A 21,198-nucleotide genomic window follows, 5' to 3' on the forward strand; every position below is an offset into this window, starting at 1 on the left:
CAGCGGCGGGCGCCGCCCGTGGGCCTACAGCTGGTCCTCCAGATGGAAGACCTCCTCGAGCCGGAGGAAGCCCTCATCCGGGCGGCCCTCGAGCGCCACGAAGAACGGGCCCATCTCCGCCTGCCACCGGGCGTTCACCTCCGTCGCCGCCATGGCGGCCTGCGACGCGGCGAAGTCCTCGCACTCCACGTACCCGACCAGCAGGCCGTCCGGGCGCAGGAACAGGGAGTAGTTGTCCCACCCGGTGTCCTTCAGCGCCCGGGCCATGTCCGGCCAGATCGCCGCGTGGCGCTGCCGGTACTCGGGGATGCGCTCGGGCCGGACCTGCAGCTGGAAGCAGACGCGTTCCATGGGTCTCCGTTCGTCGTCGTGTAGGTCGTCGTCGTGTAGGTCGTCGTGCGGACAGGGGTCAGAACGCGACGTGGCGGTGCTCGACGCCGAGCAGTGACGCCGCGGCCTGCACGTCGGCGGCGCGGTGCCCCACGCACAGCGCCCAGTGGTGGCCGACCCCGGTCCGGCTCCACTCGTCCACCCAGAGCCCGGGGTCGGCCCCGAAGTCCACGCGCGACGTCGTGTTCCCGATCGCGAGCAGGGGGCCGGGGACCACGGTGCCCTCGGAGGTGACGAAGACGTAGGAGCCGTCCGGATCCTGCCCGATGCCGAAGGTCGTCACCGGGCCCTGGCGGACGTCGAACTCCACCGAGACGCCCCACCCCCGCTTGCCGTGATAGACGCCGAGCCCGCGCAGCAGCGGCTGGGCGGCGCTGACCGCGAGGTGCGCCGGGCCGTCGTGCCCCATCTCCACCACGTCGTCGAAGAAGTTCAGCGCCTGGATCTCCGTGAAGGATCCGCCGGCGCCCATGGCCTGCGCCGCGAGCATCGCGATCGAGGTCCGCAGCTCGTACTCCCCCGCCATGGGCACGCCGCGGGCCGTGAGGAGGGAGGCGCCGAGGATCATGCCCGCCCCCAGGCGTTCGTGCTGCTCCCCCGCGAGACCCCGGTGGTAGTAGGCGAGCGAGTCGAGGTCGAACTCGGTGACGAGGCGGTCGAGGCCCACCGAGACCTTCGCGCCCCACGCGAAGTCGTCCTCGTCCACGGATCCGTCCACGGTGAACAGGCTGCGCGCGAGGTCCACGCGCTCCCGGACCTGGGCATCCGTCACCTCGCCCACGAACTCGCGGAGGTCGTCGAACTCGACCACCTCCACATGGGAGCCGAACGTCGTCGAGACCGTGGTGAGATCCGTGGAGACGTCCAGCATGCCCGGATACACGTGGCCCATCAGGCCGTGGCGCGCGTGCCGGAGCCGTCCGCGCACGCCCGCCGCGTGGACCCACCGGTCGATCCGCTCCCACGCGGACTCCTGCTTCAGGTGCCCGGACACCGAGCGGAAGGGGATGCCGGCACGCCGGAAGACGTTCGCGACCTCGGGGACGGGGCACTGCCCGCAGTAGGCGAGCCACTTCCCGGTGTCGAAGTTCGCGTGGTCCATGGCCTCCGTGGGCTGCAGGTCGATCACGAGGACCGGGGTCTGCGAGCGCTGCGCGATCGGCAGCACCATGGAGGACGTCAGGTACGTGGTGAGGAAGATGACGATCAGGTCGCAGTCGGCGCGCCGGAGCTCCTCGGCGGCGACCGCGGCCTCCCGCGCGTCGGACACGAAGCCGACGTCGGTCACGTCGGCGTCGAGCGCCTCGAAGCGGGAGGTGACGTACCGCACCGATTCCCGGAGCTGCGGCAGGAGGTCGGGGAACTGCGGCCAGTACGCCCCGAGGCCGCCGGAGACGAGCCCGAGGCGCGTGGGACGGCGACGGATCGGCTCGAGCCGGGCCGGGAGGGCCAGGGGCGTGCCGGGTGCGGCCGCGGAATCGGTGGTCATGGGGTGCTCCTCGGTGGGGGTAGGAATCCCGTGGGAGGGGCGGGGCATCCGAGGAGGACGCCCCGCCCTGCGCGGCGGCTAGAAGTCGTAGTCGTCGATGTTGTCCGCGTTGAACTGCGTGGGCGGGCCGACGAGCACGATCCCGCCGTCGGCCACCTCGCGCTCGCCGAGTTCGCCGGCCTCGAAGGTGTCGCCGACCTCCCCGGTGATGTCGCCGTCGGCGAGTGCCTTGCCCGCGAAGGCCGCCACGTAGCCGAGCTGTGCCGGATCCCAGAGCGCGAACTCGGTGACGGTGCCGTCCTTCACGAACGGCCGCATCTCGTTCGGCAGGCCGAGCCCGGTCAGCGCGACCTCGCCCTTGTACTCGGAGGTGGAGAGGTACCGGGCGGTCGCGGCGATGCCCACCGTGGTGGGCGAGATGATGCCCTTCAGGTCCGGGTAGGCCTGCAGGAGTCCCTGCGCCTCCTGGAAGGACTTCGTGTCGTCGTCGTCGCCGTAGACCTTGGCCACGAGCTCGATCTCCGCGTAGTCGGGGTTGGACGCCAGCTCCTCCTCCATGAACTTGATCCACTCGTTCTGGTTCGTGGCGTTCGCGGTGGCGGAGAGGATGGCGATCTCGCCCGCGCCGCCGATCTGCTCGGAGATGAGCTCGAGCTGGATCAGCGCCACCTCCTTGGCGTCCACCTGGCTGACGAAGAGGTCGCGGTAGTCGGGGTTGGTGTCGGAGTCGAACGCCACGATCTTCGCGCCGGCCGTGCGGGCCTCCTCGAGGGCGGGGCCGACGGCGTCGGGATCATTGGCGGCGATCACGATCACGTTGGTACCGCGCTGCGTCTCGGCGTTGATGAAGGACACCTGGCTCGACGCACTGGCGTCCAGCGGCCCGACCACCTCGGAGGACGCGAAGCCCGACTCCGAGGCGCCGTCCTCACCGCCGCCCAGCACCACGTCGGTGTAGGGGTTGTTGAGCTGCTTGGGGATGAAGGTGATGGTCTGCTCGCCGTCCGACCCGCTGCCGCCCTCCCCGCCGCCGTCGGAGCCGGTGTCGCCGCCGCCGCAGGCACTGAGGACGAGCGCGGCGCTCGTTGCGAGGGCCGCGACGGCCATCCGCCGTCGGGTGGATCCGGAATGGATGAACCTCATTGTTTCTTCCTTTCGATGTGCGCTGGGAACCAGTCGCCGGGTGCAACCCCAGGGGGACGGCCTAGGGAAGTGGTGCGGTGCGGACACGCCTGGCGTGGCGGGCCTCACGGATGGCGGACGCGATGTTCGGCGCCACCACCGAGATGATGAGCAGGGAGCCCGTGACGATGATGAGGACCACCTCCGAGACGCGGTCCAGCTTGAGCGCGTAGTTGATGGTGCCGATCAGCAGCACCCCGGCCAGGACCCCGGGGATGGAGCCCTTGCCGCCGAAGATCGAGACCCCGCCGAGCAGCACCGCCGCGATCACCGCGAGTTCCAGGCCGCTCGCGTTGTCGCTCCGGGCGCTGGAGTACCGGAGCGTCCAGTAGATGCCGGCGAGCGCGGACACCGTGCCGGTGGCCAGGTACAGCAGGAACTTGGACCGGGCGACGTCGATACCCACGAACGTCGCGGCCTCCCTGCTGTACCCGAGGGCGAAGAGCCCCCGGCCGAAGGGCGTGAAGTGCAGGACGACGGCGAACGCGATGACGAGGACCACCACGCCGATCATGACCGTGGGGATGCCGGTGCCGCCGATCTTCGAGGTGAAGAAGGAGGTGAGCCCGGGCGGGAAGTTCGCCACCGCATTGTCGCCGATCACCACGAGCGCGAGGCCGCGGAAGAGCGCCAGTGTGCCGATGGTGACCGCCAGGGACGGCAGCCCGAGATAGGCGATGAGCACGCCGTTGAACGCGCCGGCGACGAGTCCCGCCAGCAGGCACAGCACGAGGACGAGCGCGATCGGCATGCCGCCCTGCCAGAGGACCCCCATGAGGGCGCTGGTCAGTCCGGCGATGCTCGCGACCGAGAGGTCGATCTCCCCCGAGATGATCACCAGCGTCATCGGCAGCGCGATGAGCAGGGTCGGGATGACGTCGAGGAGCAGGAACCCCACGGTGACGGGCGACGCGAACCGCGGGATGGTGAGGCTCGCGTAGAGCACGACGACGATGAGCACGTAGATCATGACGGCGTCGCGCCCGAGGAGGATCCTCGCGGCGCCCGTGCGCCCCTTCGGGATGGCGAGCACCTTCGTGGTGTCCGCCTTCCGCCCCGCCGGGCGGGCCGGCCTGGGGCGCTTCTCCTCGGGGGTCCTGGTGCCTGGGGCGGACATGCGCCTGCCTTTCGCTGGGGTGCCGTTCTCCGGCTGGTGCCCTTCGGGCGGGGTGGCGTTCTGCGGACCGGGCTGGGCGTCGAGGCGGTCAGACATTGCGGGCCTCCGCGATCCTGAGCTTGCGGGCGGACCGGACACTGGCGATGCGGTCGATGACGACGGCGGCGAGGATCAGGACGCCGACGATGGCCTGCTGCCAGAACTTGTCCACGCGCAGTGCCGTCAGGGCGCTGGTGATGGTGGTCAGCAGGAGCGCACCGATCGCGGCGCCGAGCACGGTGCCGCTGCCACCGAAGATCGCGACGCCGCCCACCACGGCGGCGGCCACGACGTCGAGTTCGAGGCCCGCTCCCGTCGTCGCGCCCACCGAGTTGAAGCGGCTCGCGTACAGGACGCCGGCCAGTCCGGCCAGCAGCCCGTTGACCACGAAGGCGAGCAGGACGCGCCGCGTCACCGGGATGCCGAACAGCCGGGCGGCGTCGGGGTCGGATCCGATGGCGTACAGATCGCGCCCCTGCCGGGTGCCGAACATGTAGACCGCGACGACCGCGACGACGCCCACCGCGATGAGCGTGATCAGGGGGAACCCGAGGAAGGTGTCCACGGACAGGTCCCCGAACGCCTGGGGCCGGTCGCCGGCGAAATACTGGGTGCCGCCGGCCCAGGCGTTGTTGATGCCCCGGAAGATGTAGAGCGTGCCGAGGGTGATGACGAGGGCCGGGACCTTCGCGATGGTGATGAGGAGACCGTTGAATGCCCCGAGTGCGGCGCCGAGGAGCATCCCGAGGACAAAGACCACGACGATCGGCAGGTCGGGCGCGGCGGCGAACATGCTGCCGGTCCCGAAGGCGACGAGCCCGAGGATGGATCCGACGGACAGGTCGATGTTCCGCGTGATGATCACGAGGGTCTGACCGACGGCCAGGATCATCAGGATGGTCGCGTTCAGCAGCAGGTCCTTGATGCCCTGCTCGCTGAGGAACAGCGGGTTCAGGGCCGCGGTCACGGCGACGAGCAGCACGAGGGCGAGGATCACCGGGAGTTCGCGGAGCTTCAGGAGCGAGGCGAGGACCGAGGACCTCTCGTGGCCGGGGGCCGGGTGGGCGGGCGCACCTACCGTGCCGTCGAGGCTCATCGCGTGGACTCCAGGGATGCTGTGGCGGCGTGCATGACGGTCTCGGCGGTGGCCTCCGCGCGGTCGAGGCGGCCGGTGATCCGGCCCTCCCGCATGACCAGCACGCGGTCGGCCATGCCCAGCACCTCGGGCAGTTCGGAGGAGATCATGAGGATCGCGATGCCCCGCCCCGCCAGTTCCGAGATCAGGCGGTGCACCTCGGCCTTCGTGCCGACGTCGATGCCGCGCGTCGGCTCGTCGATGATCAGGAGCTTCGGGTCCGTGGCGAGCCACTTCGCGAGGACGACCTTCTGCTGGTTGCCGCCGGACAGGGTGGAGACGGCGTGCTCGGGAGAGCCCGCCTTCACCTGCAGCCGCTTGCCCCAGGTCTCGGCGGCCTCCCGCTCCGCGCGTGCCCTGATGATGCCGAACCGCGCGAGGGAGTGACGGAGTGTCAGTGCCGTGTTGCGCTCGACCGACAGGTCCATGACGAGCCCCTGTTTCCGGCGGTCCTCCGGGACGAAGCCGATCCCGGCGTCGATCGCGGCACGCGGATCCTTGCGGCGCAGCGGCGTGCCGGACATCCGGACGGTGCCCGACTCGTAGCGGTCGATCCCGAACACGGCACGGGCCACCTCGGTGCGCCCGGCCCCCACCAGCCCGGACAGTGCGACGATCTCGCCCGCCCGCACCTCGAAGTCGATGTCGTGGAAGACGCCCGGCCGGGTCAGCCCCTCGACGGTCAGAACGACGTCGCCCGCCTCCGTCTCGGTCTTCGGGAACAGTGCCTCGATGTCGCGTCCCACCATCTCCCGGACGATCGCCTCGACCGACGTCGCACGCGTCTCGTGGGTCGCGATGTAGGCGCCGTCCCGCATGACCGTGATGCGGTCGCACAGGCCGAAGACCTCGTCGAAACGGTGGGAGATGAACAGGATGCCGCTGCCGGCGTCGCGCAGGCGGCGGGCGACGGCGAACAGGCGGTCCACCTCGACGCCGCTGAGCGCCGCCGTGGGCTCGTCCATGACGAGGATACGGGCGTCGAGGGAGATGGCCTTGGCGATCTCGATGATCTGCTGGTCGGCGATGGACAGTCCCTCGGCCACGCGGTCGGGGTCGATCGGGACGCCGAGCTGGTCGAAGAGCTCACGGGCGCGGCGCCGCATCTCGACGCGGCTGATGAGGCCGAGGCGGCCCCTGGGCTGGCGCCCGATGAAGATGTTCTCCGCGACCGTGAGATCGGGGAAGAGCGTGGGCTCCTGGTAGATGACGGAGATCCCCGCGGCCTTGCTGTCGGCGACGTTGCGGAAGCTGACGCTCTGCCCGCCGACGAGGAACTCCCCGGCATCCGGGTGGTGCACCCCCGCGAGGATCTTCACGAGCGTCGACTTCCCCGCGCCGTTCTCGCCGACCAGCGCGTGGATCTCGCCCGCCGCCAGGTCGATGGTGCCGTCGGCGAGCGCGACGACCGGGCCGAAGGTCTTCAGCGCGCCGCGGAGCGCCAGCACGGGAGCCCGCCCCGGTGCGGACGGGTCCGTGGCCTCACTGCCACGGCCATCAGGGTGCGCCACTGCAACTCCTCGGGAAGAAATGAATCGTTTCAGATTCGATGTCCTCGAATAGTAGGCGCGACCTCCGGGACCGTCAACAGGCCGAGATCGGACTGTGACCCCGGCGCGACGGCGGGGCCGGCCCGTCAGCCGGCGGCGGTCACCCGCGCCCGCGTGCTGCGGCGCTCCACGAGTTCGGGGTCGAAGATCACCTGGCGACGGCGGGCCGTAGGCCCCTCAATCTCCTCGAGGAGCAGTTCGACGGCGGTGCGCCCCATGAGTTCGGTCGGCTTGCGGACGCTCGTCAGCGGGACGACGGTGGAGGCGGAGAAGTCGATGTCGTCGTACCCGATCAGGGCGAGGTCCTCGGGGATCCTGAGGCCTCGGATCAGCAGGACCGCCTGCATGACGCCGATCGCGAGGAGGTCGTTGGCGCAGAAGATGCCGTCCGGCAGCTCCCCGTGCCGGCGCTGTGCGATCGCCTCCCCGACGTCCCGGCCGGCCAGCACCGTCATGGCCTCCGCTGCGAGGACCTCGAGCACGGCGCCGTCGTGCTCCGCGATCGCCTGGCGGGCGCCGGCCAGGCGATCCGCGACCTGGCGGTAGTCGGCCCTGGTCCCCACGAACGCGATCCGCCGCCGGCCCGCCTCGAGCAGGTGCCGCACGGCGATGTAGCCACCGGCGACGTCGTCCACGGACACCGAGCTGCAGCGCCGCTGCGGATCCACGCGGTCCACCAGCACCACGGGCATGCCGCGCTGCCGCAGCGCCTCGACGCGCGGCCCCACGTCCCCGACGGGCGAGATGAGCATGCCCTGCACCCGCTGCTGCTCGAAGACGTCGATGTACCGGGCTTCGCGCTCGGCGTCCTGCCCGCTGTCGCCGAGCACCACGGTGCTCCCGTTCTCGGCGGCGCAGTCCTCGGCCGCGCGGGCGAGGGAGGAGAAGAAGGGGTTGGCGACGTCGAGCACGACCAGGCCGATGGTGCGGCTCTGGCCCGCCCTCAACTGCCGGGCGGCGTCGTTCCGCACGAAGCCGAGCCCGTCGATCGCGGCCTGCACGCGCTCGCGGGTGGCCGTCGAGACGCGCGCGGGATGGTTCAGCACGTTCGAGACCGTCCCGACCGCCACCCCGGCCCTGTCCGCGACGTCCTTGATGCTGACTGGTCGGCTGCTCATGGGGACTCCGGCTGTCTCGGAGGTCGCGTCGCGCGTCGGCGGGACGCCGACGGGACGGTTGACACTCGGTCTCCAGCAAGGATAGCTTTGAAACGTGCTAATGAAACGATTCAAAAGCACGGCGCATCCATGTCCCCGTTCGGGCTCCGTCCGGACGGGCGAAAGACCCCGAGAATCATCGCCGGTGGAATGAAGCACCCGGCCCGCACGCTGGAGAGAGTACATGACTGTCATCGACGACATCACGGCAGAGCTGGACCAGCTCGCCATCGAGGTGCCCTCCTGGGCCTACGGCAATTCCGGGACCCGGTTCAAGGTCTTCGCGACGCCCGGCACGCCCCGCACCGTCCACGAGAAGATCGCCGACGCGGGCATGGTCCACCGGCTGACCGGCCTCGCCCCGAGCGTGGCCCTCCACATCCCCTGGGACACGGTGGACGACTACGGGAGCCTCGCCGCCCATGCCGGAGAGCACGGCGTGCGGCTCGGCACCATCAACAGCAACACGTTCCAGGACGACGACTACAAGTTCGGCAGCCTGACGCACAGCGACGCCGCCGTGCGGAACAAGGCGATCGACCACATGTACGAGTGCATCGAGGTCATGAACGTCACCGGCTCCCGGGACCTGAAGATCTGGCTGGCGGACGGCTCCAACTACCCGGGGCAGGCCGACATGCGGTCCCGGCAGGACTGGCTGCAGGACTCCCTCCGGAAGGTGTACGACCGCCTCGGCGAGGGCCAGCGGCTGGTGCTCGAGTACAAGTTCTTCGAGCCGGCGTTCTATCACACGGACGTCCCCGACTGGGGTACCTCCTACGCCCACTGCCAGCAGCTCGGCGACAAGGCCCTCGTCTGCCTCGACACGGGCCACCACGCGCCCGGGACCAACATCGAGTTCATCGTGGCGCAGCTGATCCGCCTCGGGAAGCTCGGCTCCTTCGACTTCAACTCGCGTTTCTACGCCGACGACGACCTGATCGTCGGGGCGGCGGACCCGTTCCAGCTGTTCCGCATCATGGCGGAGGTGATCCGCGGCGGCGGTCTGGACCCGTCCGGCGGGATCGCGCTCATGCTCGACCAGTGCCACAACCTCGAGGAGAAGATCCCGGGTCAGATCCGCTCGGTGCTGAACGTGCAGGAGATGTCGGCGCGCGCCCTGCTCATCGACCGCCCCGCCCTCACCGCGGCGCAGGAGGCCGGTGACGTCCTCGGCGCGAACGCCCTCATGATGGACGCCTTCTACACCGACGTCCGCCCTGCCCTTGCACAGTGGCGGGAGTCGAAGGGGCTCCCCGCGGACCCCATGAACGCATACCGCGGGAGCGGCTACCAGGACCGGATCAACACCGAGCGGCAGGGCGGCCGGCAGGCCGGATGGGGAGCATGACAGTGACGACGACGCAGCCGACGACGGCCACCTCGACCAACCGGACCGTGAGCGAGCTCATCGCACGCTCCAACCGGCTCGGCGCCGACAAGCGCACCACGAACTACGCCGGCGGCAACACGTCCGCCAAGGGCACGGGCGTCGATCCGGTCACGGGCGAGGACGTCGAGCTGCTCTGGGTGAAGGGGTCCGGCGGGGACCTCGGGACGCTCACGGAGTCCGGGCTCGCCGTCCTGCGCCTGGACCGCCTTCAGGCGCTGCGCTCGGTGTACCCGGGCGTGGAGCGCGAGGACGAGATGGTCGCCGCCTTCGACTACACCCTGCACGGCAAGGGCGGGGCGGCGCCATCCATCGACACGGCGATGCACGGCCTCGTCGACGCGGCCCACGTGGACCACCTGCACCCCGACTCCGGGATCGCCGTCGCGACCGCGGCGGACGGCGAGGCCCTGACCCGTACGATCTTCGGACCGAAGGTGGTCTGGGTGCCCTGGCGGCGGCCCGGTTTCCAGCTCGGCCTCGACATCGCCGCCCTCAAGGAGGCGAACCCCGAAGCCATCGGCACCATCCTCGGCGGCCACGGCATCACCGCCTGGGGCGAGAGGTCCGCGGAGGCCGAGGCGAACTCCCTGTGGATCATCGAGGCGGCGGAGCGGTACATCGCAGAGCACGGCCGGACCGAGCCCTTCGGCCCCTCGCTCGAAGGGTATGCCGCGCTGCCCGAGGAGGAGCGCCGGGCGAAGGCCGCGGCCCTCGCCCCGACCATCCGCGGGCTCGCCTCCACCGACAGGGCGCAGGTGGGCCACTTCACCGACGACCCCCGCGTCCTCGACTTCCTCGCCTCCACCGAGCACCCGCGCCTCGGGGCGCTCGGGACCAGCTGCCCCGACCACTTCCTCCGCACCAAGGTCAAGCCGCTGATCCTCGACCTCCCCGCGGACGCCGACGTCGAGAGCTGCCTGCTGCGCCTGCGTGAACTGCACGCCGCGTACCGGGCGGACTACGCCGCCTACTACGACCGCCACGCGACGCCGGACTCCCCCGCGATGCGCGGCGCGGACCCGGCGATCGTGCTGGTGCCCGGCGTCGGCATGTTCTCCTACGGCGCCACCAAGCAGACCGCCCGCGTCGCCGGGGAGTTCTACCTCAACGCCATCAATGTCATGCGGGGCGCCGAGGCCATCTCGACCTACGCGCCGATCGAGGAGGGGGAGAAGTTCCGCATCGAGTACTGGGCCCTGGAGGAGGCCAAGCTCGCGCGGATGCCGAAACCGAAATCCCATGCGGGACGCATCGCCCTGGTGACGGGGGCGGCGTCGGGCATCGGCAAGGCCATCGCGACGCGCCTCGCAGCGGAGGGAGCGTGCGTGGTCATCGCGGACCTGGACATCGCCAGCGCGAACGGCGTCGCCGACGCACTCGGCGGGCCCGACGTCGCCATCGGCGTGCAGGCCGACGTCACCGATCCGGCCCAGGTGCTCCACGCCGTGAACGCCGCCGTACTGGCGTTCGGCGGGCTGGACCTCGTGGTCAACAACGCCGGCCTGTCCATCTCCAAACCCCTGCTCGAGACCACGGAGAAGGACTGGGACCTGCAGCACAACGTCATGGCGAAGGGGTCCTTCCTCATGTCGCAGGCCGCCGCGAAGGTGCTCATCGAGCAGGACATGGGCGGGGACATCATCTACATCTCCTCCAAGAACTCCGTGTTCGCCGGGCCCAACAACATCGCCTACAGCGCCACGAAGGCGGACCAGGCGCACCAGGTGCGGCTCCTCGCCGCCGAGCTCGGGGGGTACGGGGTGCGCGTCAACGGCATCAATCCCGACGGCGTGGTCCGCGGCTCCGGCATCTTCGCCGGCGGCTGGGGCGCCAAGCGGGCCGCCGTGTACGGCGTGGAGGAGGAGAAGCTGGGCGAGTACTACGCCCAGCGCACCCTGCTCAAGCGCGAGGTGCTCCCGGAGAACGTCGCCAACGCCGTCGCGGTCCTGACCTCCGCCGAGCTCTCACACACGACGGGCCTGCACATCCCCGTGGACGCGGGCGTGGCCGCCGCGTTCCTGCGCTGACATGGCTGCCGGCACCACACCGGTGTTCGTGGCCGTCGACATCGGGGCGTCCTCCGGTCGGGTGATCCTCGGGAGGCTCACGGACGCCGGTCCGGAGCTCGACACCGTGCACCGCTTCCCCAACGGTGCGCAGTTCCTCGGCGGCGCCCTGCGGTGGGACGTCGACGCCCTGGTTGCGGAGGTGCTGGTGGGACTGCGCCGGGCAGGCGAGGCCGCGGCCCGGACGGGTGACACCGTCATGAGCATCGGCATCGACACCTGGGCCGTGGACTACGGGCTCGTCGACGACGCCGGGACGCTCCGGCACCTGCCCTTCAGCTACCGTGACGAACGCACCGCGGCGAGCATCGACGTCGTGCACCACGCCGTGCCACCCGGGCAGCTGTACGCGCGCACCGGGCTGCAGTTCCTGCCGTTCAACACGGTGTACCAGCTCGCCGCCGAGCGGTCGCTCCAGGGCGTCCAGGCGCTGCTCATCCCCGACCTGCTCGCGTACCGGCTGACCGGCGAGCGCCGCACCGAGGCGACGAACGCCTCCACCACGGGACTGCTCGACGCCGCCACCGGCACCTGGGCGGAGGACCTCTTCGCCCCGCTCGGCCTGTCACCGGAACTCTTCCCGCCGCTCGTCGAACCGGGCACGCTGATCGGCCGCCTGCTGCCGGCCGTCGCCTCGGCGACGGGCCTCCCGGCCGACACCGCCGTCGTCGCCGTCGGATCGCACGACACGGCCTCCGCCGTCGCCGCAGTTCCCGCGGACACCCCGCACTTCGCCTACATCTCCTCGGGCACGTGGTCGCTCGTCGGCGTCGAGCTCGACGCCCCCATCCTGACCGCGGAGAGCCGCACCGCGAACTTCACCAACGAACGCGGCGTGGACGGGACCATCCGCTACCTGCGCAACACCGGCGGCCTCTGGCTGCTGCAGGAGTGCCTGCGGGAATGGAGCGTCGAAGGGCCTGAACCCGATCTCGCGGGGCTGCTGGCTGCGGCCGCGGACCTGCCGCCCAACGGGCCGATCATCGATGCCGACAGCACCGACTTCCTGGCGCCGGGCTCCATGCCCGCGCGCATCCGCCGGGCCGCCGGGGCGCCGCCGGGTGGCCTGCCGACCCGGGAGGCCGTGGTCCGCTGCATCCTGGACAGCCTCGCCGCGGCCTACGCCCGCACACTGCAGGACGCCGTCCGGCTGTCAGGACACCGCATCGACGTCATCCACGTGGTGGGCGGAGGATCGCAGAACGCGCTGCTCTGCCAGTTGACCGCCGACCGCACGGGCCTGCCGGTGCTCGCGGGTCCGGTCGAGGCGACGGCGCTCGGCAACGTCCTCGTCCAGGCGCGGGCCGTCGGCCTGCTGGACGGCGGACCCGGATCGTCCGGCCCTCCCCTGGCCGGTATCCGCGCGGCCGCCCGCCGATCGGCCCGGACCGTCCGCTACGAGCCGGCGGAGCGCCCGGCCGCGACCGCGCGGGTTCCGTCAGCGACGTGAGCGAAGGGTTACGGGCCCTTTAGCCGTCGACGGGTCGACGACGGCGCCGCGCTGCACCATCTCCGCGAGGCCACGGTTCACGAGGCGGCGCGCAGCGTTCCGGGCGGGCTCGTGCAGAAGACTCCCGCCCTCCCCGTCGAGAGCCCGTGCGGCGTCCGCCGGATCGATGCCCTGTCCGCGCGGCACGCTCCGCAGGCGCGTCAGGAGCCAGTCCTCGAGGGCTGCGTCGATCGGCCTCACCTTGCGGGCCCGGCAGGCGTCGCTGCAGTAGAGCACCGAGTCCCAGGTCCGCTCCCACTTCTTCCGCCACTCCATGCGGCGGCCGCACGACCTGCAGTACTTCGGGTCGTGCGGAACACCGGGACCCTGCGCAGGCGCCCTCCCCCGCGGCGTCACAAGCGCCTGGATACGGCGCGGAGGGTGGCGAAGCCGAGCCGCACCCGGAGGTCCAGAGAGCGTGCGTCGGAGGCCTGCTCGACGGCGTCGGCCGCCCGGTTCGCCGGGCCCTGCTCGTCTGCGCTGCTGTCCGTGGCCACGGCGGTCCTTCCTGCCACCCCTGCCGGTCCTGCGGCGGGCCGACGCGGGGAAGGACTGCGGTTCGGTGATTGCATCAAGCATAGGAGACGCCGCTACGCCCTGTTCAGCCCGAGTCAGCAGGAGCAGCAACGGCGCGACCGTGCACCGCGCCCCGGGCGTCACCGTCGATACCGCGCACGCCATCCTCGACGAACGACCCGACCGGGCCGGCGCCTACGTCGCCGCCACCCGCGGCCGACACGAACCGCCCCCGGTTCACCTCACACGGAGCACAGGGAGCGGTGGCCACCCACCAAAAGGCCCGGCTCAAGCAGGCACTCAAGCCACTGATCAGCAGGTCAGATGAGTAGCGAGCATCAAGCTGGGAACCATGGCGAACAGGGACCCGACGTCACCGCCTCCTGATACAACCCATTGTCCCGCGGACGTCGCCGGGCTGGTCCTGGTCGACTCGACCGCACCGGTATCTGCCGTGGCAACGAGTTCAACAGATCCCGCAGGTTCCGACTCCGATTCAGGGTCCCGGGACACGCTGAAGCGTTTCTCTGCACAGGGTTCAGTCGCAGCGCGGCTCAGTATCGGCGCGCTGGTCGGCGTGACGTCCAACCACTTCCAAAGCACGGTCGATGAGTACATTCACGCCGGATCATCGGCGCAGCAGGCGGCAGCCTGACGGAGCCTCACCGACAAGCCGCTGATCGTTCTGACTGCGAGCAGTGGTAAGGGGCTGGGCCGGACCGCTTCGCAGGATGCTCTTGCCTCACTCTCGACCAACAACCTGCACCGCGTCATCGACGGAGCCACCCACCAATTGTTCGTCACCGATCAGGAGGACGCAGCCGCAACCGCAGGAGGAATTTTCGACGTCGTCTCTGCCGTGCAGACCGCAAGCCCGCTCATCCGATAGAACGGGGGAAACCCCTGAATTTCTTGCCGTGGGAAAGCGAAGGTGTCAGCCTCCTGCGGGCCCGCAAAGAATCATCTCTACGAGCTCCCCCGTTCTGCACCAGCGTCTCGCGGTCGTGTGCCAGTGGGTAGCCAGGGTGCAAACGGGTTGAAGGTCGCTCCGTGGTCGCTGGAAACTTCGATCCGCTCGTCGCCGTCATTCTTCGAGGGTCCGTGGGCCGCATAATTGGTCGGCCTCGATGGGCCGGCGGGAAGTGCAAACAACCCTGGCTTTGCCGCCCCAGCCATGCCTTCGCCCTACGTGCGAGGTGTACCAGGTGCAGATCCGCATCTGTATCTGGATTTGCTGATCAAACACCGGAACAGTGCGGCATCTGCACCCCGACCCGATGATGCTTTTGCTTTAGACGGCCAATAGCTGCGGCGGCAGCCACGAGGGTCAAATCACTGATCCCGCCAACCCGCCAACACCCTTGACACATACCCCCCGGGGGTATATTTTGAGGGTGTTGGCAGCCCCGCTCACTCTCGGTTCCCACCAGCGCTACAGGTCCTCTACGCGAACCTGAAAGCGCAACTCAGCGACAACACAACACGTCTGTAGGACTTCCCTTCACTCGTCGGGGCGATGTCATTCGGACGAACAGCCCGCCTTCGACCGGGCTCTCACTTCATTCGAACACCCCCAAGTCTGGAAACGTCCCCCATGTCACAGGCCAGTCGTCAGCTCCCGAACACCACGAGCCACGCAACCCAAGGAGCACCCGAAAAACGCCGCCGGCCATTCCGGCGCACACTCAAGACCACCGGCATCATCGCTCTCACCGCACTGGGACTGACACTTGCGTCCACAGCGGCCAACGCGCTTCTGGAACAGCAGGAGAAGTCGAGTACTGCCCCATACGGTGACCTCGTGGAAGTCGCCGGCGGCGAGGTCAACGTCGTTCGGGCTGGCACCAAAGGTGCACAGCCCCTGGTCCTGCTCAGCGGCCTGGGCACGATCGCTCCGGCGCTGGACTTCGCCCCTTTAACCAGGGAACTCGATGCCTACGACGTCATCGTCGTCGAGGGCTTCGGATACGGCTACAGCGACATGAGCGCACCCGAACGGACCGTGAAGAACATCAGCACCGAGATCCATGAGGCCCTGTCCTCACTCGACCTCGAGAAGCCATACGTTTTGGCCGGACACTCGATCTCCGGCTTCTACACACTCGACTACGCCAACCGGTACCCGAGCGAAGTATCCGCGGTAGTGGGCATCGACCCCAGCGTGCCCACGACCCAGCTAGAGGAGCACCCCGCGGCTAGCGGCGGCATCAATTTCATCGGGGTACTGTCCACGATCGGCGTGGTCCGAACAGCGGTCTCGCTCGCTCCGGGGGCGGTGGACCCGACAGGCGACGACTTCACCACAGATGAATTGGAACGCATGCGCCAAATGACAATCTGGAACTTCGGCAACGCGGCAGTCGCCGACGAAAGCGCCCGAGTCGCCAGCAACGCCGCAGCACTCCAGGGAGTGACCTACCCGGAAAACCTGCCCGTTCTTCACTTCCTCGCCAGTGACAACGTGGCTACCAATCCCAACTGGCTCGAGTCGCACAAGAACCAGCTCAAGAACGTCAACCACCACGAAATCGTCGAGCTCAACGGCCCGCACAACCTGCAATGGACCCAATCGAAGGCCATGGCCAAGAAAATCACAGAATTCCTCCAGGACAGTGCCACATCTCAAGCGTCGCCCACACCCCCTGCTGCGTCGACCGAAGTAACCCAAGGGAACTAGAAAATACCCCCTCCAGGGAGCCGAGTAACGCCACATAGTGGCGTTACTCGGCTCCTGGGACTGTCCGGTCAACGGTGTGTAGGGTCCGGCGGTTTTCATCAGCGAGTGGTTCTTTCGAACCGGCCTGCGAAGGTGAGCACGAACGCGTTGAGGGCGGGCTTCCACCGGATCACCCAGCGTGCCCTGCCACCGCCGGTCGGATCAAGAGACCGGGTGACGTGCAGACCGCAAGCCCTCTCATCCCGTAGGGCTGAGGAAACCTCTGACGCCCTCGTCGAGTGCGGTTCAGATCGCTATTGGGCCCGCCGACGCTGACGGGCCAGTGTCATCGCTCTGTGTTCTTGTTTCTCAGTGTCGGTCTCTTCGGCGACGAAGGTGCCGCTCGACTGGAGGCCCAGGGGCTGCGTGAAAGCAGTCTCAAGGCCCTTCGTCATCGCGGATCAGCGGATGACCATCGTCCAGGCGCATTGGTCTTGACGGCATCGGGAAAGCTGTTTACTCCTACCGCCAAGACGTTTTGGCAAAACGTTTTGTCACACCCCACAGCAATGACGCTCAGAATGGAGTCCCTGTCATGCAGCACCTCGCCAGCCGGCGCCCGTCCGGCGCAGCAGCACGCAACACCACGAAGACTTTCCTGTCCGCAACAGCCGTCCTCACCGCCCTCACCCTCGCCGGGTGCGGGGCCGGCGGAGGCGGCGAACAGTCGGCGGACGACTCCGAAGCGCTGACGGTCCTGGTCGAAGCAGGTGGCAAGGCCGAACTCACCGGCATCGCCGAGAAGTTCACCGAGGAGACCGGGACCCAGGTCACCTTCGTGGAACTCCCGTACGAAGGTCTCTACAACCGTCTGAACACGGAATTCTCCTCCGGCAGCACCTCGTTCGACGTCGCAGCCCTGGACGCGATCTGGCTGCCGACGTTTGCCGATGCTGTGACACCGCTGAATGACATGTTCACGGACGAGGTGAAGGCAGACCTCTTCCCGGCGCTGGTCGAGGAGGCGCAGGTCGAGGAGAACTTCGTCGGCTTGCCGGTCTGGACGAACTCCGAAATCCTGTTCTACCGCACGGATCTGTTCGAGGACCCCGCCGAGCAGTCCGCGTTCAAGGACGAGTACGGCTACGACCTCGCGCCGCCCACCACCTGGGAGCAATATGAGGACGTCGCCCAGTTCTTCACCCGGGACACCGACGGTGACGGGCAGACCGACCTCTACGGCACGGATGTGAAGGGCGCCGTCGAGACCGAATGGCTGGCCACCGTGTCCCAGTCCGGCGCGGAGAACATGGTCCTCAGCCCGGAGGGTGACGTCACCGTCAACGACGCGGAGCACCTCGCGGCCCTCGACTTCTACGTGGGCCTCAACAACGACCTGAAGGTCTCCCCTCCCGGTGCCGCGCAGATCGACTGGGTCGGTGCGCAGAACCTCTTCTACCAGGGCGAGACCGCCATGATGCGCTTCTGGGCGCACGCCTACCCGCAGACCCCCGAGGACTCGCCGGTCGCAGGGAAGATCGGCGCGGCCCCGATGATCGGCGGACCGGGCGGGGTCGCCGGCGTCCCCGGCCCCTGGTACCTCTCCATCCCCAAGACGACGGAGAAGCAGGAGACCGCGAACGAGTTCCTGCAGTTCGCCTACGACAACAACGCCATGGGCATCGACTCGTCGCTGGGTCTGGCCGCCCGGGTCTCGGCGTTCGAGGAGTACGAGGGCAAGCCGGGCTACGAGCACTTCGACGCCCTGGTGGAGACTCTTTCGGCAGAGGGTACGAAGCCCCGTCCCGCCACCGAGAACTGGCAGGAGATCGTCGATTCGGCGCTCATCCCCATGCTGCAGAAGGCACTGGAGCCAGGCGCCGACAATCAGCAGCTGCTCGATGACGCCAAAGAGCAGATCGAAGCCATCACCCAGTAGCTGACCTGTGGTGGGGGGCCGGCGGCCCCCACCACTCCTTCGTCCTTCCGTCTTCCTCCAGCAAAGGCCCACCACGTGCACGCAACCGACCAGCGGGCTCCACTCCCGTCTCGACGGGCGTCCCAGGACTCCGACAGCAGAACACCGCCCTCGACGGCTGCTCAGCAGCCGCACCGCCGGAAGAGGGGCTTCACCGATCAGCGGTTCGCCGCCCTGATGATGCTGCCGGCCGTCGCGTTCCTGGCCGTGTTCGTCGGCTGGCCGCTAGTGCAGTTCGTCCGTGACAGCTTCTACGCCATCGAGCCCTTCGGGGGCGGGCGTGAGTTCATCGGCTTCGCGAACTACTCGGCGGCCCTGGCATCGGACGCGTTCACCGGGGCAGCCTGGCGGACACTCGTCTACACGGTCATCGTCGTATCCCTGGAATTCACGCTCGGCCTGGCGGTGGCGCTGCTGTTCTCCGCCCTGGGAGACAAGTCCCGGATCTTCAGGACCATCTTCATGTATCCGCTCATGATCGCGCCCGTGGTGGCCGGCCTGCTCTGGCGCTTCCTGCTCATCGACAACTTCGGCATCCTCAACGAGCTGCTGCGCCGCGTCGGGATCCTGCAGACCACCGATCAGATCCAGTGGCTCAGCAACCCCGATATCGCCCTGTTCTCCGTGGCGCTGCCGGACATCTGGTTGACCACCTCGTTCATCACCCTGATCCTCTTCGCGGGCCTGCAGAACGTCCCGGGCGAGTTGCTCGAGGCGGCCAGGATCGACGGCGCCCGCTACACCACCATCCTCTCCAGGATCATCCTGCCGCTGCTCCGCCCCGTGATCGCCGTCGCCCTGATCATCAGGGGGATCGACGCCGCACGGGCGTTCGACATCATCCTCATCCAGACCAACGGCGGACCGCAGGGCAGCACCGAGACCCTGTCCCTGCTCGTCTACCGGACCCTCGTACGCTTCGGCGATCCTGGCCTGGCCAGCGCGATGGGCACCATGTACCTGCTGGGCATGCTGCTGGTCGCCGTCGTCGCCGTCTATGCCATCTGGCGCCCAGGAAGTGATCGCTCATGAACGGCCTCGTCGTCCGGGGGAAGACCGCCCGCACCATCCTGTGGGTGTTGCTCGCAGCCGTCACCGTGCTCTACGGCTTCCCCTTCGTCTACCTGCTCCTCACCTCCTTCAAGACCCCGCTGGAGACCATCGCCGTGCCCGCGACCGTCTTCGGCTCGGAGTTCACGCTGGAGAACTACGTCTCGGCCCTCGGCCGGGAAGGCGTGGTCGCCTCCTTCATCAACAGCACGGTCACCGCCGTCCTCAGCACGGTCATCTCCCTCGTCCTCGCGGTCCCGGCCGCGTATGCCATCACCCGGTACCGGACCCCGGGCGGGCAGGTCTTCATCCTGGTCGCCCTGGTCTGCCGGATGGTGCCCGCGATCGTCGTCGGCGTCCCCCTGGTCTCGCTGTTCCGCGACCTCGGGATCGCCGACACGTCGTTCGCCCTCGCCATCGCGCACACCACGCTGTCCCTGCCGCTGTCGATCTGGCTCATGACGAGCTTCTTCGACGCGGTACCGGACGAGCTGGACGAAGCCGCGAAGATCGACGGCTGCAGCCGACTCGGGGCGCTCCGTCGGGTGGTCCTGCCGGTCGTCTCCGGTGGCGTCGCGGTGACGGCGATCTTCGCCTTCCTCGCCTCCTGGAACGAGTTCCTCTTCTCCCTGCTCCTCACCGCCGTCAGGGCCCAGACCACACCGATCGTCATCGCGAACTTCCAGACCCAATTCGGCCTGGACTGGGGGTCCATGACCGCGCTGGCCGCCCTGTACTCGATCCCGGTCGTCCTGCTCACCCTCGTCCTCCAGCGGCACATCGTCGCCGGCCTCACGCTCGGTGCGGTCAAAGGCTGACCCGGTGGACCGGCCCCGCCGAGGAAGTGGTGCCGGGCTCAGGAACCCAGTAACGGCATACCATCAGCTCCAACACGACAGGGGACTCACATGGCACGGAAATCGGTCGGCATTAGGGACGTTGCAGCCGCGGCGGGAGTCTCGGTGACCACGGTGTCCCACATCCTGAACGACACACCCCATGCACGAGCCAGCGACGAAACACGCAGGAAAGTCAGGGACGCAGCGGCTGCCCTCGGGTACGGGCCGAACCGGATGGCCCAGGGCCTGCGAACCCAGCGCTCCGCGATGATCGGCCTGCTGAGCGAAGACATCGCCACCACCCCGCACGCCGGCATGATCATCAAGGGCGCCGAGGAGACGGCACGACAGCACGACTACACCCTGGTCATCATCAACACCGACAAGGACGCCGACACGCAGTCGAAGCGGCGCGACGTCGATGCGCTGCTCGAACGGCAGGTGGACGGCATCCTCTACGCGACCATGTACCACCGGACGGTGTCCCTGCCTCCACGGCTCTTCGAGATCCCGGCCGTCCTCATCGACTCCACGGACAAGACCGGACTGGTCCCCTGCACCATCCCCGACGAGCAGGGCGGCGCACAGACAGCTGTGACAGCGCTCCTGGACGCCGGCCACCGATCCATCGGATTCGTGAACAACACCGACGACGTCCCCGCCACCCATGGGCGCCTGCAGGGGTACCGGGAGGCACTGCAGGGAGCAGGCATCGCCTATGATCCGGGCCTCGTCGCGGCGCGGGAGTCCGAGGCAGCAGGCGGGTATGCGGCGGCGATGGAACTGCTGTCCCGGAATGGCCGTCCGACAGCCCTGTTCTGCTACAACGACCGAATGGCAATGGGCGCCTACCGGGCCGCCAGCGAGCTCGGGCTCAGCATTCCCGGCCAGCTGTCTGTCATCGGGTTCGACAATCAGAAGCTGATCGCCGAAGGGCTGTTCCCCGGCCTCACCACCGTGGCACTGCCCCACTACGAGATGGGCGCCTGGGCAGTCCAGACACTCATCAGACTCATTGAAGGCCACGACGAGGAAAAACTCCTCGCCGACAAACCCACCATCCTTTCCTGCCCGCTCGTCCGGCGCGACTCCGTCGCACCGCCCTATGGCTCAACTCCGGCCGGCGCCGACGCCGCGCCGACCGACTAGACA

General features: G+C 68.8%; 17 protein-coding genes. 8 read left to right on the forward strand and 9 right to left on the reverse strand.

The features are described 5' to 3' along the window. Positions 1–24 precede the first annotated feature (24 nt). From MWM45_RS16645 to MWM45_RS16675, 7 genes are all read right to left on the reverse strand, one after another. Positions 25–351 carry an L-rhamnose mutarotase gene (locus MWM45_RS16645; RefSeq protein WP_247827406.1) on the reverse strand — a complete coding sequence of 109 codons (327 nt, stop codon included), beginning with the start codon at positions 349–351 and terminating at the stop codon, positions 25–27. Between the two features lie 58 nt (positions 352–409). Continuing rightward, positions 410–1,879: an L-fucose/L-arabinose isomerase family protein gene (locus MWM45_RS16650; protein ID WP_247827407.1), complete on the reverse strand. Its 1,470-nt coding sequence runs from the start codon at positions 1,877–1,879 to the stop codon at positions 410–412. A gap of 78 nt (positions 1,880–1,957) precedes the next feature. After that, positions 1,958–3,022 (reverse strand): rhamnose ABC transporter substrate-binding protein, encoded by a 1,065-nt coding sequence (gene rhaS, locus MWM45_RS16655; RefSeq protein WP_247827408.1) that lies wholly within the window; start codon positions 3,020–3,022, stop codon positions 1,958–1,960. Between the two features lie 61 nt (positions 3,023–3,083). Then, a complete protein-coding gene (locus MWM45_RS16660) occupies positions 3,084–4,178 on the reverse strand; it encodes an ABC transporter permease (protein WP_247827409.1) in 1,095 nt (364 codons plus the stop codon). 88 nt (positions 4,179–4,266) lie between these two features. After that, entirely contained in the window at positions 4,267–5,313 is a 1,047-nt protein-coding gene (locus MWM45_RS16665; protein ID WP_247827410.1) for an ABC transporter permease, read from the reverse strand. Then, the gene (locus MWM45_RS16670) at positions 5,310–6,863 is read right to left on the reverse strand and encodes a sugar ABC transporter ATP-binding protein (RefSeq protein WP_247827411.1); all 1,554 of its coding nucleotides are present in this window, start codon (positions 6,861–6,863) and stop codon (positions 5,310–5,312) included. Before MWM45_RS16670 ends, MWM45_RS16665 begins: the two co-directional genes overlap by 4 nt. A gap of 125 nt (positions 6,864–6,988) precedes the next feature. Further along, positions 6,989–8,020: a LacI family DNA-binding transcriptional regulator gene (locus tag MWM45_RS16675; protein WP_247827412.1), complete on the reverse strand. Its 1,032-nt coding sequence runs from the start codon at positions 8,018–8,020 to the stop codon at positions 6,989–6,991. Positions 8,021–8,243: 223 nt separating this feature from the next. Here MWM45_RS16675 and rhaI point away from each other — a divergent pair, with 223 nt between their 5' ends. Genes rhaI through MWM45_RS16690 form a run of 3 tightly spaced genes read left to right on the forward strand, consistent with a single transcriptional unit; the run spans position 8,244 to position 12,968 of the window. After that, positions 8,244–9,410, forward strand: coding sequence for an L-rhamnose isomerase (gene rhaI, locus MWM45_RS16680; protein ID WP_247827413.1), 1,167 nt, complete (start codon positions 8,244–8,246; stop codon positions 9,408–9,410). Continuing rightward, on the forward strand, positions 9,407–11,479 hold the full coding sequence (locus MWM45_RS16685) for a bifunctional aldolase/short-chain dehydrogenase (RefSeq protein ID WP_247827414.1): 2,073 nt from the start codon (positions 9,407–9,409) through the stop codon (positions 11,477–11,479). The genes rhaI and MWM45_RS16685 overlap by 4 nt, the downstream gene beginning before the upstream one ends. Position 11,480: 1 nt before the next feature. Then, positions 11,481–12,968 (forward strand): rhamnulokinase, encoded by a 1,488-nt coding sequence (locus MWM45_RS16690; RefSeq protein WP_247827415.1) that lies wholly within the window; start codon positions 11,481–11,483, stop codon positions 12,966–12,968. On the opposite strand, the gene MWM45_RS16695 is transcribed toward MWM45_RS16690, so the two are convergent. Continuing rightward, the gene (locus tag MWM45_RS16695) at positions 12,957–13,364 is read right to left on the reverse strand and encodes a DUF2256 and DUF3253 domain-containing protein (RefSeq protein ID WP_269076562.1); all 408 of its coding nucleotides are present in this window, start codon (positions 13,362–13,364) and stop codon (positions 12,957–12,959) included. The two genes, MWM45_RS16690 and MWM45_RS16695, sit on opposite strands and share 12 nt — an antisense overlap. Then, on the reverse strand, positions 13,361–13,504 hold the full coding sequence (locus tag MWM45_RS16700) for a hypothetical protein (protein ID WP_247827417.1): 144 nt from the start codon (positions 13,502–13,504) through the stop codon (positions 13,361–13,363). The genes MWM45_RS16695 and MWM45_RS16700 overlap by 4 nt, the downstream gene beginning before the upstream one ends. A 1,613-nt stretch (positions 13,505–15,117) precedes the next feature. Here MWM45_RS16700 and MWM45_RS16705 point away from each other — a divergent pair. The 5 genes from MWM45_RS16705 to MWM45_RS16725 all read left to right on the forward strand — a co-directional run bounded on the left by MWM45_RS16705 (position 15,118) and on the right by MWM45_RS16725 (position 21,195). Next, positions 15,118–16,200: an alpha/beta fold hydrolase gene (locus MWM45_RS16705; RefSeq protein ID WP_247827418.1), complete on the forward strand. Its 1,083-nt coding sequence runs from the start codon at positions 15,118–15,120 to the stop codon at positions 16,198–16,200. A gap of 574 nt (positions 16,201–16,774) precedes the next feature. After that, complete coding sequence (locus tag MWM45_RS16710) at positions 16,775–18,118, forward strand: ABC transporter substrate-binding protein (RefSeq protein ID WP_247827419.1); 1,344 nt, start codon at positions 16,775–16,777, stop codon at positions 18,116–18,118. Positions 18,119–18,334: 216 nt separating this feature from the next. Continuing rightward, positions 18,335–19,189: a carbohydrate ABC transporter permease gene (locus tag MWM45_RS16715; protein WP_247829273.1), complete on the forward strand. Its 855-nt coding sequence runs from the start codon at positions 18,335–18,337 to the stop codon at positions 19,187–19,189. Next, entirely contained in the window at positions 19,186–20,025 is an 840-nt protein-coding gene (locus MWM45_RS16720; RefSeq protein WP_247827420.1) for a carbohydrate ABC transporter permease, read from the forward strand. Before MWM45_RS16715 ends, MWM45_RS16720 begins: the two co-directional genes overlap by 4 nt. Positions 20,026–20,115: 90 nt before the next feature. Then, on the forward strand, positions 20,116–21,195 hold the full coding sequence (locus tag MWM45_RS16725) for a LacI family DNA-binding transcriptional regulator (protein ID WP_247827421.1): 1,080 nt from the start codon (positions 20,116–20,118) through the stop codon (positions 21,193–21,195). Positions 21,196–21,198 lie beyond the last annotated feature (3 nt).

The sequence above is a fragment of the Arthrobacter antioxidans genome (assembly GCF_023100725.1).
Lineage (GTDB): Bacteria > Actinomycetota > Actinomycetes > Actinomycetales > Micrococcaceae > Arthrobacter_D > Arthrobacter_D antioxidans.